Source organism: Paracoccus niistensis (assembly GCF_042432925.1).
GTDB lineage: Bacteria > Pseudomonadota > Alphaproteobacteria > Rhodobacterales > Rhodobacteraceae > Paracoccus > Paracoccus niistensis.
The window spans coordinates 13,394-28,259 of the sequence record NZ_JBHLWE010000002.1; the positions used below are offsets into that span (position 1 = coordinate 13,394).

Genomic DNA, 14,866 nt, shown 5'->3' on the forward strand with positions numbered 1-14,866 from the left:
CTCCGGGCAGGGTTCAGTAGCCCCGTGCCCGGTCCACCAGATGCAGCAGCGGCTGCCCCGCCATCGCGCGGCGCAGGTTCCCGGCGGCGACGGGTGCCGCCGTCGCCGGACGGGTGTCGGCGGCGATATGCGGCGTCACCGTCACGCCCGGATGCGACCAGAAGGGATGGCAAGGCGGCAGGGGCTCGGTGCGGAAGACATCCAGCACGGCGTGGCCCACCCGCCCCTCGTCCAGCGCCGCCAGCAGCGCGTCGTCGTCCAGCACCGTTCCCCGCCCGGGGTTCAGCAGGAACGCCCGGCGCGGCAGCATCGCGAGCCGCCGGGCATCCAGCAGGTTCCGCGTCTCGGGCGTGTCGGGCAAAAGCGAGATCAGGATCTCGGCCCCCTCAAGCGCCTCCGGCAGGGCCTCCGCGCCCAGAACCCGCACGCCCTCGACCGGGCGGCCCGAGGCGGACCAGCCCGTGACAGGGAAGCCCATGCCCTGCAGCTTCGCGGCGACGGCGCGCCCAAGCTCTCCCATCCCCAGGATCGTGACCGGGCGTTCCGAGGCCAGCGGCGGGACCAGCCCATTCCGCCACTGACCGTCCTGACGGTAGCGATCCATCCCGAGGTGCAGCCGCATGGCCCAGCCAAGGCTCCATTCCGCCATGCCCTGCGCCAGCCCCGGATCGACCATCCGGCACAAGGGTTGGGTCAGCGTCTCGTTGCCCACGATCCGCTCGACCCCGGCCCAGAGGCTCTGCACCACTCGCGCGCGGGTGAAGGGGCGGAAGTCCATCCGCTCGCCCGTCTCGGGATGGCCCGGCGCATAGATCAGCGCGTCGAACGAGGCCGGATCGCCCTCGCGGCACAGCTCCATCTCGGGGCAGGCGGCGCGCAGGGCGGGGGACCATTCGTCCCAGAGGCGGGCGGGGGCGGCGAAGAAGACGCGCATCAGCGGGGCCTGTTCACATGGGCCGACTGCACGAGGCCGAAGGCCATCAGCAGGATCATCAGCTGCGTGCCGCCATAGCTGACCATCGGCAGCGGCACCCCGACGACCGGCATCAGGCCCATGACCATCCCCATGTTGACCGCGAAATACAGGAAGAACGTGCCGCCGATCCCCAGCGTCAGCAGGCTTGCGAAGCGGTCGCGGTTGGTCATGGCCGAATAGATGCAGAAGGCGATGACCAGCGCGTAAAGCCCCAGCAGCGTGATCGAGCCGACGAAGCCGAATTCCTCGGCAAGCGTCGTGAAGATGAAGTCGGTGTGCTTCTCGGGCAGGAAGTTCAGCCGGCTCTGCGTGCCCTGCATGAAGCCGCGCCCGTGCCAGCCGCCCGAACCCAGCGCGATCTGCGCCTGGGTGATGTTGTAGCCCGCGCCCAGGGGGTCCGAGGTAGGGTCCAGGAAGGTGTCGATGCGGCGATACTGATAATCGTGCAGCAGTTGCCACGCGGTGCCCCGGCTTTCGAAGACGGCGAAGACCAGCCCGCCCACGATCCCGATGACAGCCGCGAAATACCACAGGCTGACGCCTGCCGCGAACATCATGATACCCCCGCCCGCCACCAGCATGAGCGAGGTGCCGAGGTCCGGCTGCACCACCACCAGCGCCGTGGGCATCAGGATCAGCGCCAGGGGGATCAGCACCCACAGGGGACGCGACACCTTGCTCATGTCCAGCCAGTCGTAATAGGCCGCCAGCACCAGCACGAGCGCGACCTTGGTCACCTCGGAGGGTTGCAGCTTGATGGGGCCGAGGTCCAGCCAGCGCTGGGCGCCCATTGCGTTGTGGCCGATGATGTCCACCGCCAGCAGCAGCCCCAGGCAGATCACGTAGGCCGCGACCGAGATCGAGCGCCAGAACCAGATCGGCGTGAAGGCCAGCGCGATCATGGCGACGAAGCCGACCGCAAAACGCTCCATCTGCGGCTCGGCCCAGGTTTCCAGCCGGCCGCCCGCGACGGAATACAGCATCAGGAACCCGGCCGAGGCCACCGCCGCCAGCAGGAAGGCCAAGGGCCAGTTCAGGTAAAGGATCTTGCGCCAGCCGGCCGGTACCTGGTCGGGTTTGTAGTCGAGATAGCTGCTCATGGCGCCTTCCTCATGCCCGCGCCCGGCCGCCGCTGGCCTGCGCGACCGGCGCGGGCGCAAGGCGCATCCGGGCCAGCATCTCGCGGATCTCGTCGCGCAGGCCAGGTGGATAGGCGTCCAGCGGCGGCAGGCCGCCCGCCAGCGCGTAAAGCAGGATGTCGCGGGCGATGGGCGCCGCGACTGCCGATCCGCCCCCGCCGTGTTCCACTACGACCGAAACCGCGTAGCGCGGCGCCTCGTAGGGCGCATAGCAGACGAACAGCGCGTGGTCGCGCCGGTTCCAGGGCAGCTGGTCGTTGCGGATCACGCCGCGGGCGCGCTCGGCGGCGGTGATGTTGCGGACCTGGCTGGTGCCGGTCTTGCCTGCCATGCGCCATTCGGGCCGCACGATGCGCGCCTTGGCCGCCGTTCCGCTGCCGCCGTTCATCACGGCGTCCATGCCGGCGCGGGCGATCTTCAGGTTCCCCTCGTCCAGCCCGAGGACAGGGAAGACGGAATCGGGCACGGGCGCGCCGTCGATGGCCCGGATCAGCCGCGGCGCGACCTCGAGCCCCGTCGCCACCCGCGCCGTCATCACCGCCAGCTGCAGCGGAGAGGCCAGCACATAGCCCTGCCCGATCGAGGCGTTGATGCTGTCCCCGATCTGCCATTCCTGCCCGTGCCGGACGCGCTTCCAGTCGCGGTCGGGGGCGATCCCTTCGGCGATCGCGGACATGGGCAGGTCGGGGCGGACGCCGATCCCCATCCGCCGCGCCATTTCGGACATCCGGTCGATCCCGATCTTCTGCGCAAGCTCGTAGTAGAAGACGTCGCAGGACCGTTCCAGGCTGTCCACCGGCCCGACCGAGCCGTGGCCGCTGCGGCTCCAGCAGTGGAAGCGACGGCCGGCGACGGTGGTATGGCCGGGGCAGTAGAAATGCGAGCGGCTGTCGATCAGCCCCGATTCCAGCCCCGCCAGCAGCGTCACCATCTTGAAGGTCGAGCCGGGAGGATAGACGCCCTGCACCGTCTTGTCGGCCAAGGGACGATGGTCATGTTCCATCAACGCCTTGTAGTCGGCGCTGGAGATCCCCCGCACGAAGAGGTTCGGGTCGAAGGCGGGGGCCGAGGCGCTGGCGAGGATGTCGCCGGTCTGCACGTCCATGACCACGGCCGCGGCGCTTTCCTCGCCCAGCCGCTGAATGGCGAAGTTCTGCAGGCCCGCATCCAGCGTCATCTGGACGGTCGCGCCCTGCTGGCCCTCGATCCGCTCCAGCTCGCGCATCTCGCGCCCGGCGCTGTTGACCTCGACGCGGCGGCGGCCGGCCTTGCCGCGCAGGACTTCTTCCAGCTTGGCTTCGACGCCCAGCTTGCCCAGCTGGAACTCGGGCAGCCTCAGGACGGGGTCGGGGTTCTCGATCTTGGACAGGTCGTAGTCGCTGACCGGACCCACGTAGCCCAGCACATGGGCGAAGTCGCCCGCCCGCGGATAGCTGCGCGACAGGCCCGATTCCGGGGTGATGCCGGGCAGGGCGGGCGCGTTGACGGCGATGGAGGCGAACTGGTCCCAGGTCAGCCGGTCGGCCACGATGACGGGGGTGATGGCGCTGCGCTTGTCGATCTCGGCCAGAAGGGCCGCGACGGCGGTGTCGGTCATGGGGATCAGCCGGCGCAGCCGCTCGATCACCAGCGCCGGATCGCCCGCCTCCTCGCGGGTGATGGTGGCGCGGTAGTTGGCCTCGTTTCCGGCGATCACCAAGCCGTTGCGGTCGTGGATCAGGCCCCGCGCCGGCGGCAGCAGCCGCATCTTGATCGAGTTGCCGTCGGACAGCAGCCGGAACTCGTCTGCGCGGTCCAGCTGCATGGTCTTGAGCCGCCAGCCGAGCGTCGCCACCACGGCGGCCTGGATCGCGCCCAGCATCAGGGCGCGGCGATGGATGCTGCGGGTGCTGTCGTGGATGTCTCGGGAGGATTTCTTCATGGCTCAGGGGTCCAGCGCGCCGGGCGTGGCGTGGCGCAGGCCAAGGGCGGCCAGCAGGGCCACGACAAGGGGATAGGCGGCGATGGTGGCGATCAGGCGCAGCGCCTCGGGTCCCAGCGTCGGCAGGGGGGCCAGGGTCGCGGGAACAAGGAAAAGGGTCCGGATCACCCGCTCGGCCAGCACCATCAGCCCCATCAGGATCGCCACGCGCAGCCATTCAACCAGAAAGCCCTGCGCGCGCCAACGCTGCTGTTGGCGCCGCGCGACCTCGGTCGCCACCACGGCAAGCGCGGCGCCCAGGCCCAGCGGGCGGAACAGCAGGATGTCGGCCGCCAGCATGACAAGGGCCACGGTCAGGACCGGCACCTGCTCGGGGCGGCGCAGCACCCAGGCCAGCGTCACCGCAATCAGCAGGTCCGGCCCCGGCCAGGCGATCCGGCCGGGCGACTGCGGCAGCAGCGCGGCCAGGATCAGCGCCAGCGCGGCAAGCAGATAGGAGGTCTGGCCAAGTAGCTGGCGCTGGCGGGACATGGCCATCGCTCAGTCGCTCGCCTGGGCTTCGCGCTCGGCCTCGGGCGCGGGCGAGACGCCGGGCGCGGGGGCGGTCGCGGCGGCGGCCGCCTGGTCGGCGGGACTGGGCATCTGCGGGCCGATGAAGTCGCCCGAGGGCGGCAGGATCAGGGTGCCGCTGTCCACCAGCTGCTCGGCCGGATGGCTGCGCAGGACGCGCAGGAACTCGAGCCGGCCGTAGTCGGCGGCCAGCCGCACCCGCATCCGGCGGTCGGACGCCTGCACCGCCTGACCCACCAGCAGCCCCGGCGGAAACAGCCCGCCGTCGCCCGAAGTCACGACCCGGTCGCCCGGCCGCACGTCCTCGGGGCTTTCCATGAAGTCGAGATAGGGCAGGGCGCTGTTGTCCCCCGTCAGCAGCGCCCGCTGCCCCGAAGGCTGGATCGTCACCGGCACGCGGGACGACGGATCGGTCAGCAGCATCACCCGGCTGGTCGTCTGCCCCACGCCCGAGATGCGGCCTACGAGGCCGAGCCCGTCCATCGTGGCCCAGCCGTCCAGGATGCCGTCGCGGGCGCCGCGGTTCAGCAGCACCGACTGGCGGAAGGCCGTGCCGCTGTCCGTCAGCACCACGCCCGAGACACCCGTCAGCGCCGGGTCCAGCCGGACGTTGTTCTGCGCCAGCAGCTTGGCGTTTTCCTGTTCAAGCTGGACCGCGGCCTCTTTCCAGGCGCTCATCCGCTGCAGCTCGCGCCGCAGTTCCTGGTTCTGCTCGTAAAGCCGCTGGTAGGACTGAAAGCCCGCGACCATGCGGCTGACGGCCGTCACCGGCGCCATGGCCCAGTCCATCGAAGGAACAAAGCGGTCCACGAAGGCCGCGCGCATCCGTTCCGCGCGCGGGCTGTCGATGCGCCAGAAGACGAAGACCGCCAGCAGCACAAGGACCAGCAGCGCCACGAGGATGCGGCGCACCGGCCGTGCGTAGTCGTAGCCGCGGCGGGCCATTCAGGCCGCCTCAGCTCTCGAAATCGACGACGTGGCGCAGTTGCTTTTCGTATTCCAGCGCCCGGCCGGTCCCCATCGCCACGCAGTTCATCGGCTGATCGGCCAGGCTGACCATCAGGCCGGTCTGCTCGCGCAGCGCGAGATCCATCTCGCCCAGCATCGCGCCGCCGCCCGAGAGCATGACGCCCCGGTCCACGATGTCGGCGGCAAGGTCCGGCGGGGTCGCCTCGAGCGCGATCATCACCGCCTCGCAGATCTGCTGGATCGGCTCGGCCAGCGCCTCGGCGACCATGGCCTGGGTCAGCTCGACCTCCTTCGGGACGCCGTTCAGCAGGTCGCGGCCGCGTACCATCATGGTGGCGCCGCGCCCGTCGTCGGGCATCCGGGCGGTGCCGATGGTGGTCTTGACCTTCTCGGCGGTGCTTTCGCCGATCAGCAGGTTATGGTGGCGTCGCAGGTAGTTGATGATCGCGTCGTCCATGCGGTCGCCGCCCACGCGGACGCTGCGGGCATAGACGATGTCGCCCAAGGACAGGACCGCGACCTCGGTGGTGCCGCCGCCGATGTCCACGACCATGCTGCCGGTGGGCTCGGTGATGGGCATCCCCGCGCCGATCGCCGCCGCGATGGGCTCGGCGATCAGGCCGCACTTGCGGGCGCCGGCCGACAGGACCGACTGGCGGATCGCCCGCTTTTCCACCGGCGTCGCCCCATGGGGCACGCAGACGATGACCTTGGGCTTGGTGATCGAACTGCGCCGGATCGCCTTCTTCATGAAGTGCTTGATCATCTCTTCGGCGCTGTCGAAATCGGCGATGACGCCTTCGCGCATCGGGCGGATCGCCTCGATGCTGCCAGGGGTGCGGCCCAGCATCAGCTTGGCATCCTCGCCCACCGCCAGGACCTGTTTCTTGCCGTCCTTGACGTGGTAGGCCACGACCGAGGGCTCGTTCAGGATCACGCCCTTGTTCTTGACGTAGATCAGCGTGTTCGCGGTCCCCAGATCGATCGCGATATCGGTCGAGAACAGACCGAAGAATGCCATGGTGAAGTCCCTTCCGTGCCTGCCCGGCGCCGCTTTTGGTTCTGCCGGCCTTGAGGCCGGACGCGGCTGCGGCCCCATATAGGCAAGCCCGCCGGGCCGGGGAAGCGGAATCACGCAGAAGGCGAAACTGTCGGCGCAACCCACATGGGCGGGATTGTGCTATCTTCGCCGCATGGGTTTACCGGTCGATGGAGAAGCGCGATGGCCAAGACGGTGCAACAGATGCTGGAGGCGGCGAATGCCGCCGTGCCCAAGGTGGACGCGGCCGAGGCGCGGCGGCTGGTCGAGGAGGAGAACGCCCTGCTGGTCGACCTGCGCGACTCGGCCGAGATCGAGAAGACGGGCAAGCTGAAGGGCGCGGCCACGGTGTCGCGCGGCATGCTCGAGTTCCGCGCCGACCGCGAGAGCAAGTATCACGATCCCGCCTTTGATCCCTCGCGACCGGTGGTCGTCTACTGCGCCTCGGGCGGAAGGGCGGCGCTGGCGGGGCAGACGCTGTCCGAAATGGGTTTCCCGAAGGTCTACAATCTTGGCGGCTTCCAGCCGGCAGCCGACGCGGGAATGGAAACCGAAGGGGCGTGACGAAGAAGGGGCGGCATTGCCGCCCCCTTGCCTCAGTGCGAGTACATGCTGACGGCCTTTGTGTCGCTGTCAGGGGCGGTCTTCTCGCGCCGCACCTTCAGCCGGTTCAGTGCGCCCACATAGGCCTTGACCGAGGCAAGGATCGTGTCGGTGTCCGCCGCCTGGCCCGTGGCGATGCGGCCGTCCTCCTCCATCCGCACGCTGACGGTGGCCTGAGCGTCGGTGCCCTCGGTCACGGCATGGACCTGGTAAAGCTGCAGCGTGCCGTGATGGTCGAACATCGCATCGACCGCGTTGAAGGCCGCGTCCACGGGGCCGTCGCCCTGGCGCGTTTCGGTGCGCTCCTGCCCGCCCACGGACATGGTCAGGGTGGCCATGGCGGGCTCGCCCCCGCCGCAGACGACGCGCAGCTTCTTCACCTGCAGGTAGTCGCTGTCGGTATTGGCGGCGCTGTCCTGCATCAGCGCGATCAGGTCGTCGTCATAGACCTCCTTCTTGCGGTCGGCGAGCGCCTTGAACCGCACGAAGACGTCCTTGAGCTGGTTGTCCCCAACCTCATAGCCCAGGTCGGCCAGCTTGGCGCGCAGGGCCGCGCGGCCCGAGTGCTTGCCCATCACCAGCGAGGTTTCGGACAGGCCCACGTCCTCGGGGCGCATGATCTCGAAGGTCTCGGCGTTCTTCAGCATCCCGTCCTGGTGGATGCCGGATTCATGGGCAAAGGCGTTCTTGCCGACGATGGCCTTGTTGAACTGGACGGGGAAGCCCGAAACCTGCGCCACGCGGCGCGAGATGCCCATGATCTTGCGGGAATCGACGCCGGTGGTGAAGGGCATGATGTCATGGCGCACCTTCAGCGCCATCACGACCTCCTCCAGTGCGGTGTTGCCCGCGCGCTCGCCCAGACCGTTGATGGTGCATTCGATCTGGCGCGCGCCGGCCTCGACCGCGGCGAGGCTGTTGGCCGTCGCCATCCCGAGGTCGTTGTGGCAGTGGGTGGCGAAGATGATCCCGTCGGCGCCGGGCACGCGTTCCAGCAGCATCCGGATCAGCGCAGCCGATTCGCGCGGCGCGGTGTAGCCCACGGTGTCGGGGATGTTGATCGTCGTGGCGCCGGCCTTGATGGCGATTTCCACCACGCGGCACAGGTAATCGTGTTCCGTCCGCGTCGCGTCCATGGGCGACCACTGCACGTCCTCGCACAGGTTGCGGGCGTGGGTCACCGTCTGGTGGATGCGGTCCGCCATCTCGTCCATGGTCAGGTTCGGGATCGCGCGGTGCAGCGGCGAGGTGCCGATGAAGGTGTGGATGCGCGGGCGGCGGGCGTGGCGCACGGCCTCCCACGCGCGGTCGATGTCGGGGATCTGCGCGCGGGCAAGGCCGCAGATCACGGCGTTCTGCGAGGCCTTGGCGATGTCGCTGACGGCGGCGAAGTCGCCTTCCGAGGCGATGGGAAAGCCCGCCTCGATGATGTCCACGCCCATCTCGTCCAGCATCCCGGCGATTTCCAGCTTTTCGGCATGGGACATGGTGGCGCCGGGCGACTGCTCGCCGTCGCGCAGGGTGGTGTCGAAGATCAGGACGCGGTTCGGGTCACGGGTGTCGGTGCTCATTGGCTTCTCTTTCGGCTGCAGGTCGGGGAAGCCGGGCGCTGCGCTATCCTGAGCGGCGGCCCGGCGGACCCGCTCAGCGCAGCGTAAGAAGCAGCAGACCGCGGAGGTTCACGACGAAGCGGCCACCGGGCTGTGCGCCGGTGTCATGCGTCGTGGCCAAGGGCAGGGTCCGCGTCATGCGGGCGACTATACGCGCCACGCCGCGCTTGAAAAGAGGCAAGAGCGGCTTTTCGCCTCAGCCCCGCGCGGGGCCGCGGGCGCCTACCCGCGGGAAGTCGATCTTGGGGCAGCGGTTCTGCACCACTGTCAGTCCGGCGGCGCGCGCCTTTTCCGCCGCGCCCTCGTGCATGACACCGATCTGCATCCAGACCGTCTTCAGCTTCGGCAAGGCCTCCAGCGCCTCGTCCACCACGGCGGGGACCGAGTCCGAGCGGCGGAAGATGTCCACCATGTCCACCGCTTCGCCCTTGGGGATGTCCGACAGGGTGGCGTAGGTCCTCTCTCCCAGAATCATTTCGCCAGCATGGCCGGGGTTCACGGGGATGATGCGATAGCCCATGTCCTGCAGGAAACGTGCAACGCCGTGGCTGGGCCGGTCGGCCTTGGGGGAGAGCCCGACGACGGCAATCGTGCGTGTTTCGGCGGCAATCCGCGCGATGTCGGGCTGGCTCATGTTGTCCTCCTGAAAACCATGCTTGCGCTTCGGCAGCGATGCCTGCAAAGAAAAAGCGCCCGGTCAGGGACCGGGCGCAAGTCGCGGAACGAGGGACAGTGATCTGAACGTGACCGTTCCGTGGTCAGGTTCATGATGTAAATGTGCACCAATCCACGAAAGTTCCAACCTCCTCGCGAAAATGTGAAGATTTCTAGCGACGCAGGCGCTTCCAGTGTCGGGCGGCCTGCTTGAGCACCTGGGTCGGATTCTCGTGCAAAAGCTGCCGTGCGGCAGGAGAGCCGGCCAGGTAGATCGTGTGCTCGATGATCACGAACAGTTCGGGATGGCCGGGCCGCCGTTCCCCGTCGGACAGGGCAACCGGGCAATGGCCGCCGAAGGCAGGGGCATAGGCGCGGGGATTGGCCTCGAAGGTGGCGCGATTCGCCTCGTTGGCGAAGCGCCACTCCTGCCCCTTCCAGTGGGTTGAGATGTCCGGGTCACCACCGACGGGGCGCCCGGTATCGCGCAGGCTGACGGCGTCCATCCCCCCCAGCGCGGTCGATTGCGCCTGCGCGGCGCTCAGCGGCAGGGTGGCGAGTGCCGCCGCCAGCAGCCAGAGCCCGAGAAGCGCCGAGCAGATCCGCCGGAAAGCGGTGCGACCCCCGGCCATACGCGGGAACCGGGAAGGATGAACGAACGATGACATGAGGCCGATGTCGCACCGCCCAGGGTCCCGCGCAACGCTGCATCGCCGCAACGTGACCCGCCGTGCGGCACGTCCGCAACACTCACCGGGACGCGATCAACCTGTGATTGCAGCATAAAGTGCGACCGCCGCCGCGTTCGAGACGTTGAGCGACCCGAAATCCGCAGCAAAGGGAATCCGCACCACCTGGTCACAGGTTTCCAGCGTCTTCTCGCGCAGGCCCGGGCCCTCGGCGCCCAGCACGAGGCAGAGGGCGCGGCCCTTCAGCGCCTCCAGTGCCTCGGGCAGCGTGGCCTTGCCGGTGCCGTCCAGGCCAAGGACGACGTAGCCCATCGCCTTCAGCTCGATCAGCGCCTCGGCGAGGTTCGTGACCCGCAGATAGGGCTGGCGTTCCAGCGCCCCCGAGGCCGTCTTGGCCAGTGCGCCGGTTTCAGGCGCGGCATGGCGGGCAGTGGCCACAACGGCGCGGGCCCCGAAGACCTCGGCCGAGCGCAGGATCGCGCCCACATTATGCGGGTCGGTCACGCGGTCCAGCGCGACGACCAAGGGGCGCGTGCCTTCGGCGCCCCTTGCGGCGATGTCGCCCAGCTTGCCCCAAGCCAGCGGCTTGACCTCGACCGCCGCGCCCTGGTGGACGCTGTCGGGACCCAGCGGCACCTCGCGGTCGAAGACGCGGGCATCGACGATCTCGGGGGTCATGCCCGAGGCTGTAACGGCATCCGCCAGCCGGTCGGCGGCGTTGCGCGTCAGCACCAGCCGCAGCCGCGTACGCGCGGGGTTCATCAGCGCGTCGCGCACGGCATGCAGGCCGAACAGCCAGACCGTCTCGGCGGCGGCAGCGCGGCGCGCGCGCTCCTTGTCGATGACCCAGGTGGGTTTCTTTGTCCGGGCGGGGCGGGGGGGATTGGTCATGGAAACTCCTGTCCCGCAGGCAGATGCGACGGCGAGGGGCAGGATGCAAGCAAAGCGCGTTCGGAACCGCTTGACCAGCGCCGAAGCGGCGGCTAATCACCCCCGGCGTCGGGCGACGTGCTGCAAGGTGCGGCAGCGGACTGTAACTCCGCCGGGGAGACCCATGCCTGGTTCGATTCCAGGGTCGCCCACCATTCCCCAACATGTAGGGAGTATGGTGGTCATTGATCGCTGACCGGGGGCGCAGATGACCGACAATCCTGATCCGAACAGTCGCCAGGCCGAGCGCGAGGCCCGCAAGGCCCGGCGCATCGCCGAACGCGAGGCGCGCCGCGCCGAACGGCAAGCAGAGCGCGCCGGGCGCGCGAAACCTGCGCGCGAGAACGGCAGTCCTGCCCGCGCCACCGAATCGCCTCTCCGCATTGAACCGGCGCAGGCGCAGGCCGATTTCGACATTCTGGTCGTCGGGCAGGGCGGCGGCATCGACCGGCAGGCCGCGATCCTGGCCGCCAGCCTTCGCCGCAACGCGCCCGGCTTCCGGGGCCGCCTGATCGTCGCCGAGCCGCAGCCAGAGGGCGCATGGTCAGGCATCGACCCGCGCATGTCGCGGCAGGCCCGCGCCGCGCTGGAGGGGGTCGGCGCCGAGATCCGCCCCCTGGTCGCCCGCGACTTCGGCCGCAGCTACCCTTACGGCAACAAGATCGAGGCGCTGGCGCTGCTGGATACGGGCCGGTCGTTCCTGTTCCTCGACAGCGACACGCTGATCCTGGGCGAGATCGGCACGCTGCCCTTCGACTTTGCCCACCCTTCGGCCTCGATGCGGCGAGAGGGAAGCTGGCCGCAGCCGCCGGCCTATCGCCAGACCTACGCCTCGATCTGGCGCTCGCTTTACGACCGCTTCGGGCTGGACATGGACGGCTCGCTGGACCTGTCCCAGCCCGAGGAGCATTGGGAGCGGTTCCTTTACTTCAACGCCGGCTGGTTCTTCGGCGCCGACGGCCCCGCCTTCGGCCGCCGCTTCCGCGACTGGGCCGTGGCCCTGCGTGACGATCCGGGCGAGGCGCTGGCCTGCCAGTCGCTTGACCCCTGGCTGGATCAGGTGGTGTTGCCCCTGGTGATCCACAGCTTCGGCGGTGGGCGTCCTGGCCCCGGGCTTGCGGGTCTGGATGGCGACATCACCTGGCATTACCGCAACCTGCCGCTGCTTTATGCGCGCGGTCCGCAGCGTGCCATCGACGAGTTCGAGGCTGTCGCCGCGCTGCCAGAGATCGTTCCCTTGTTGTCAGAGTGGGAGGCGGCCGAGCGTCTGCTGCGCGCGGGCGAGGGACGCCGCACGATCCGCCCCATGTTCGCGGACTACCCGGTCCATGCGCCGGAGCGCGGCATCCGCAAGCGGCTGAAGCAGGCGGAGCTATGGCTCGACTGAGCAGGGCCGCGGCGTTGCGCCTGCCTGCCTTGTTGCGCTAATCGCAACTGTCCCGCAGATGGAGGCCGCGATGCCTGACACCACCACCGACACGGCCCGCCGCGCCACCGTCAGCCGCAAGACGGCCGAAACCGACATCACGGTGACGATCGACCTGGACGGGCGCGGCCGGTCCCACAGCAGGACGGGCGTCGGCTTCTTTGACCACATGATCGACCAGCTGGCCCGCCATTCGCTGATCGACATCGACCTGAAGGCCACGGGTGACCTGCATATCGACGATCACCACACGGTCGAGGACTGCGGCATCGCGCTGGGACAGGCGCTGACAAAGGCGCTGGGCGCCAAGCGCGGCATCCGCCGCTATGGCAGATTCCACCTGGCGATGGACGACGCGCTGATCCGCGCGGCGCTGGACCTGTCGGGGCGGCCGTTCCTCGTCTGGAACGTGGACTTCCCGGCGCAGAAGATCGGCAATTTCGACACCGAGCTGGTGCGCGAGTTCTTCCAGGCGCTGTCCACCCACGGCGGCATTACCCTGCATGTGGATCGCCTGCATGGTCTGAACGCGCATCACATCGCGGAAGCGGCCTTCAAGGCCGTCGCCCGCGCCTTGCGCGAAGCGGTCGAGCCTGACGCCCGCATGGCGGGCGAACTGCCCTCGACCAAGGGGGCGCTGTAGATGCGCGTCGCCCTGATCGATTACGAAAGTGGCAATCTGCACTCGGCGGCCAAGGCGGTGGCGCTGGTCGGCGCCGATCGCGGCGCCGAGGTGCAGGTGACGTCCGACCCCGAGGTCGTCGCGCGCGCCGACCGGATCGTCCTGCCCGGCGACGGCGCCTTCCCGGCCTGCCGCGCGGCCTTCGAGGCCGTGCCGGGCCTGCATGAGGCGCTGGAAGAGGCTGTGACGCAGCGTGGCGTCCCCTTCCTGGGCATCTGCGTGGGAATGCAGATGCTGGCGACCGAGGGGCTGGAATACCGCCCGACCCCAGGCTTCGGCTGGATCAGGGGGCGGGTGGAACGCATCATGCCGGACGATCCCAGCCTCAAGGTACCGCACATGGGCTGGAACGACCTGATCCTTCATCGCCCGCATCCGGTGCTGGAGGGCGTGCCAGCCGGCGGCCATGCCTATTTCGTCCACAGCTGGCATTTCGTGACCGAACGGCCGGAGGATCTGGTCGCCTCGGTCGATTACGGCGGGCCGGTGACGGCGGTGGTGGCGCGCGACAACATCGTGGGGCTGCAATTTCACCCCGAGAAATCGCAGGCGCTGGGCCTGCGTATCCTCGGCAACTTCCTCGACTGGAAGCCCTGAAAACGCCTAGTCCGGCGAGGCCGCGGCGGCGTGCACCGAGTCCATGCCGCCGGGTTCCGTCGGCGGGCCGAAGCGGGCCAGCATGTGCTTCATGATCTGGTCGCGCGACTGGCGATACAGCGCCAGCTTCGCCTCGCGCCCCTCGGCCAGCCCCGAGGGGTCCATGATCGGCCAGTATTCCACCTCCAGGTGGAAATGCCGCGTCAACTCCAGCGCCTGGTGCTTGCTGGCCGGCGTCAGCGCCACCACCAGGTCGAATTGCCCCAGATCGTCGCCCCATGCACGCATCTCGTCGAAGCTGCGGGTGCGGTGGCGGGACAGTTCGACCCCGATCTCCTGGCAGACGGCGATGGCGAAGCCGTCGATCTCCATGTCGTTGTGGACGCCCGCCGACTGCACATAGGCCTGTCGCCCGTAGAGCTTCTTCATCATGCCTTCCGCCATGGGAGAGCGGATGGCGTTGTGATCGCAGCAGAACAGGACCGAGTTCGGGATGCCGGCCTTGTCCTCCACGGGCCTTATTCCGTCACCAGCGCGCAGATCAGGGTGAAAAGCCGTCGCGAGGTGTCGATGTCCACCGTGGCCTTGCCGTCGAGCCGTTCCTGCAGGGTCCGTGCCCCTTCGTTGTGGATGCCGCGCCGGGCCATGTCGATGGCCTCGATCTGCGCGGGGGGCAGGCGCTTGACCGCGTCAAAGTAGCTTTCGCAGATCTGGAAGTAGTCTTTCACCACCTGCCGGAAGGGGCCCATCGACAGGTGGAACTCGGCCACCGGCTCACCCGCGTCCGAGGACAGTTCGAACACCAGCCGCCGGTCGCGCACGGCCAGAAGCAGCGCATAGGGTCCGCTGGGTGCGGGCTGGTCGGGGCGGCCGGGCAGCGCAAGGCTGTTGTCTTCCAGCAGGTCGAAGATGGCGACGCGGCGCTCCTGCTCCATCTCGGGCGTGGCCGGGGGCAGGGCGGAATCGTCGATCTCGACCCGGATGAGGCGATCGGTTGTCATCGGACGAGCCCCCTTGGCTAGCGCTGCCCCCTCCGGGCGGCTGCCACGATCACGGCAAGC

Annotated in this window: 16 protein-coding genes and 1 tRNA gene; 5 read left to right on the plus strand and 12 right to left on the minus strand. The window is 68.9% G+C overall.

The window, feature by feature from the left end:
• Nucleotides 1-13: 13 nt before the first annotated feature.
• The 6 genes from ACFFII_RS00115 to ACFFII_RS00140 are packed head-to-tail and all read right to left on the minus strand — an operon-like array spanning nucleotide 14 to nucleotide 6,596.
• Complete coding sequence (locus tag ACFFII_RS00115) at nucleotides 14-934, minus strand: 2-hydroxyacid dehydrogenase (RefSeq protein ID WP_377696851.1); 921 nt, start codon at nucleotides 932-934, stop codon at nucleotides 14-16.
• Nucleotides 934-2,076 carry a rod shape-determining protein RodA gene (gene rodA / locus ACFFII_RS00120; protein WP_377696852.1) on the minus strand — a complete coding sequence of 381 codons (1,143 nt, stop codon included), beginning with the start codon at nucleotides 2,074-2,076 and terminating at the stop codon, nucleotides 934-936. Before rodA ends, ACFFII_RS00115 begins: the two co-directional genes overlap by 1 nt.
• A 10-nt stretch (nucleotides 2,077-2,086) precedes the next feature.
• Complete coding sequence (gene mrdA / locus ACFFII_RS00125; RefSeq protein WP_377696853.1) at nucleotides 2,087-4,036, minus strand: penicillin-binding protein 2; 1,950 nt, start codon at nucleotides 4,034-4,036, stop codon at nucleotides 2,087-2,089.
• 3 nt (nucleotides 4,037-4,039) lie between these two features.
• Nucleotides 4,040-4,573 (minus strand): rod shape-determining protein MreD, encoded by a 534-nt coding sequence (locus ACFFII_RS00130; protein WP_377696854.1) that lies wholly within the window; start codon nucleotides 4,571-4,573, stop codon nucleotides 4,040-4,042.
• Nucleotides 4,574-4,576: 3 nt separating this feature from the next.
• Nucleotides 4,577-5,551 (minus strand): rod shape-determining protein MreC, encoded by a 975-nt coding sequence (gene mreC, locus ACFFII_RS00135; protein WP_377696855.1) that lies wholly within the window; start codon nucleotides 5,549-5,551, stop codon nucleotides 4,577-4,579.
• Between the two features lie 10 nt (nucleotides 5,552-5,561).
• Complete coding sequence (locus ACFFII_RS00140; protein ID WP_377696856.1) at nucleotides 5,562-6,596, minus strand: rod shape-determining protein; 1,035 nt, start codon at nucleotides 6,594-6,596, stop codon at nucleotides 5,562-5,564.
• A gap of 201 nt (nucleotides 6,597-6,797) precedes the next feature.
• Here ACFFII_RS00140 and ACFFII_RS00145 point away from each other — a divergent pair, with 201 nt between their 5' ends.
• A complete protein-coding gene (locus tag ACFFII_RS00145) occupies nucleotides 6,798-7,178 on the plus strand; it encodes a rhodanese-like domain-containing protein (protein ID WP_377696857.1) in 381 nt (126 codons plus the stop codon).
• Between the two features lie 32 nt (nucleotides 7,179-7,210).
• Here ACFFII_RS00145 and ACFFII_RS00150 read toward each other — a convergent pair whose 3' ends face one another.
• The 4 genes from ACFFII_RS00150 to rlmB all read right to left on the minus strand — a co-directional run bounded on the left by ACFFII_RS00150 (nucleotide 7,211) and on the right by rlmB (nucleotide 11,061).
• On the minus strand, nucleotides 7,211-8,788 hold the full coding sequence (locus ACFFII_RS00150) for a 2-isopropylmalate synthase (RefSeq protein ID WP_377696858.1): 1,578 nt from the start codon (nucleotides 8,786-8,788) through the stop codon (nucleotides 7,211-7,213).
• 235 nt (nucleotides 8,789-9,023) lie between these two features.
• Nucleotides 9,024-9,461, minus strand: a complete 438-nt coding sequence (locus tag ACFFII_RS00155; protein WP_377696859.1) for a CoA-binding protein — start codon at nucleotides 9,459-9,461, stop codon at nucleotides 9,024-9,026.
• 193 nt (nucleotides 9,462-9,654) lie between these two features.
• Nucleotides 9,655-10,113, minus strand: a complete 459-nt coding sequence (locus ACFFII_RS00160) for a YHS domain-containing (seleno)protein (RefSeq protein ID WP_377696860.1) — start codon at nucleotides 10,111-10,113, stop codon at nucleotides 9,655-9,657.
• A gap of 132 nt (nucleotides 10,114-10,245) precedes the next feature.
• Nucleotides 10,246-11,061, minus strand: a complete 816-nt coding sequence (gene rlmB / locus ACFFII_RS00165; RefSeq protein WP_377696861.1) for a 23S rRNA (guanosine(2251)-2'-O)-methyltransferase RlmB — start codon at nucleotides 11,059-11,061, stop codon at nucleotides 10,246-10,248.
• 110 nt (nucleotides 11,062-11,171) lie between these two features.
• Between rlmB and ACFFII_RS00170 the strand changes: the two genes are divergently transcribed.
• The 4 genes from ACFFII_RS00170 (at nucleotide 11,172) to hisH (ending at nucleotide 13,805) form a co-directional block, all read left to right on the plus strand.
• Nucleotides 11,172-11,255: transfer RNA gene (locus ACFFII_RS00170), tRNA-Tyr, on the plus strand.
• A gap of 53 nt (nucleotides 11,256-11,308) precedes the next feature.
• On the plus strand, nucleotides 11,309-12,487 hold the full coding sequence (locus ACFFII_RS00175; RefSeq protein WP_377696862.1) for a GT-B fold glycosyltransferase domain-containing protein: 1,179 nt from the start codon (nucleotides 11,309-11,311) through the stop codon (nucleotides 12,485-12,487).
• Nucleotides 12,488-12,557: 70 nt separating this feature from the next.
• Nucleotides 12,558-13,169 carry an imidazoleglycerol-phosphate dehydratase HisB gene (gene hisB, locus ACFFII_RS00180; RefSeq protein ID WP_377696863.1) on the plus strand — a complete coding sequence of 204 codons (612 nt, stop codon included), beginning with the start codon at nucleotides 12,558-12,560 and terminating at the stop codon, nucleotides 13,167-13,169.
• Nucleotides 13,170-13,805, plus strand: a complete 636-nt coding sequence (hisH, locus tag ACFFII_RS00185; RefSeq protein ID WP_377696864.1) for an imidazole glycerol phosphate synthase subunit HisH — start codon at nucleotides 13,170-13,172, stop codon at nucleotides 13,803-13,805. It begins immediately after the preceding gene.
• 6 nt (nucleotides 13,806-13,811) lie between these two features.
• Here the strand turns inward: hisH and ACFFII_RS00190 are convergent, their stop codons facing one another.
• On the minus strand, nucleotides 13,812-14,318 hold the full coding sequence (locus tag ACFFII_RS00190) for an arsenate-mycothiol transferase ArsC (protein ID WP_377696865.1): 507 nt from the start codon (nucleotides 14,316-14,318) through the stop codon (nucleotides 13,812-13,814).
• A gap of 5 nt (nucleotides 14,319-14,323) precedes the next feature.
• Nucleotides 14,324-14,806 (minus strand): UPF0262 family protein, encoded by a 483-nt coding sequence (locus ACFFII_RS00195; protein WP_377696866.1) that lies wholly within the window; start codon nucleotides 14,804-14,806, stop codon nucleotides 14,324-14,326.
• Nucleotides 14,807-14,866: the final 60 nt, after the last annotated feature.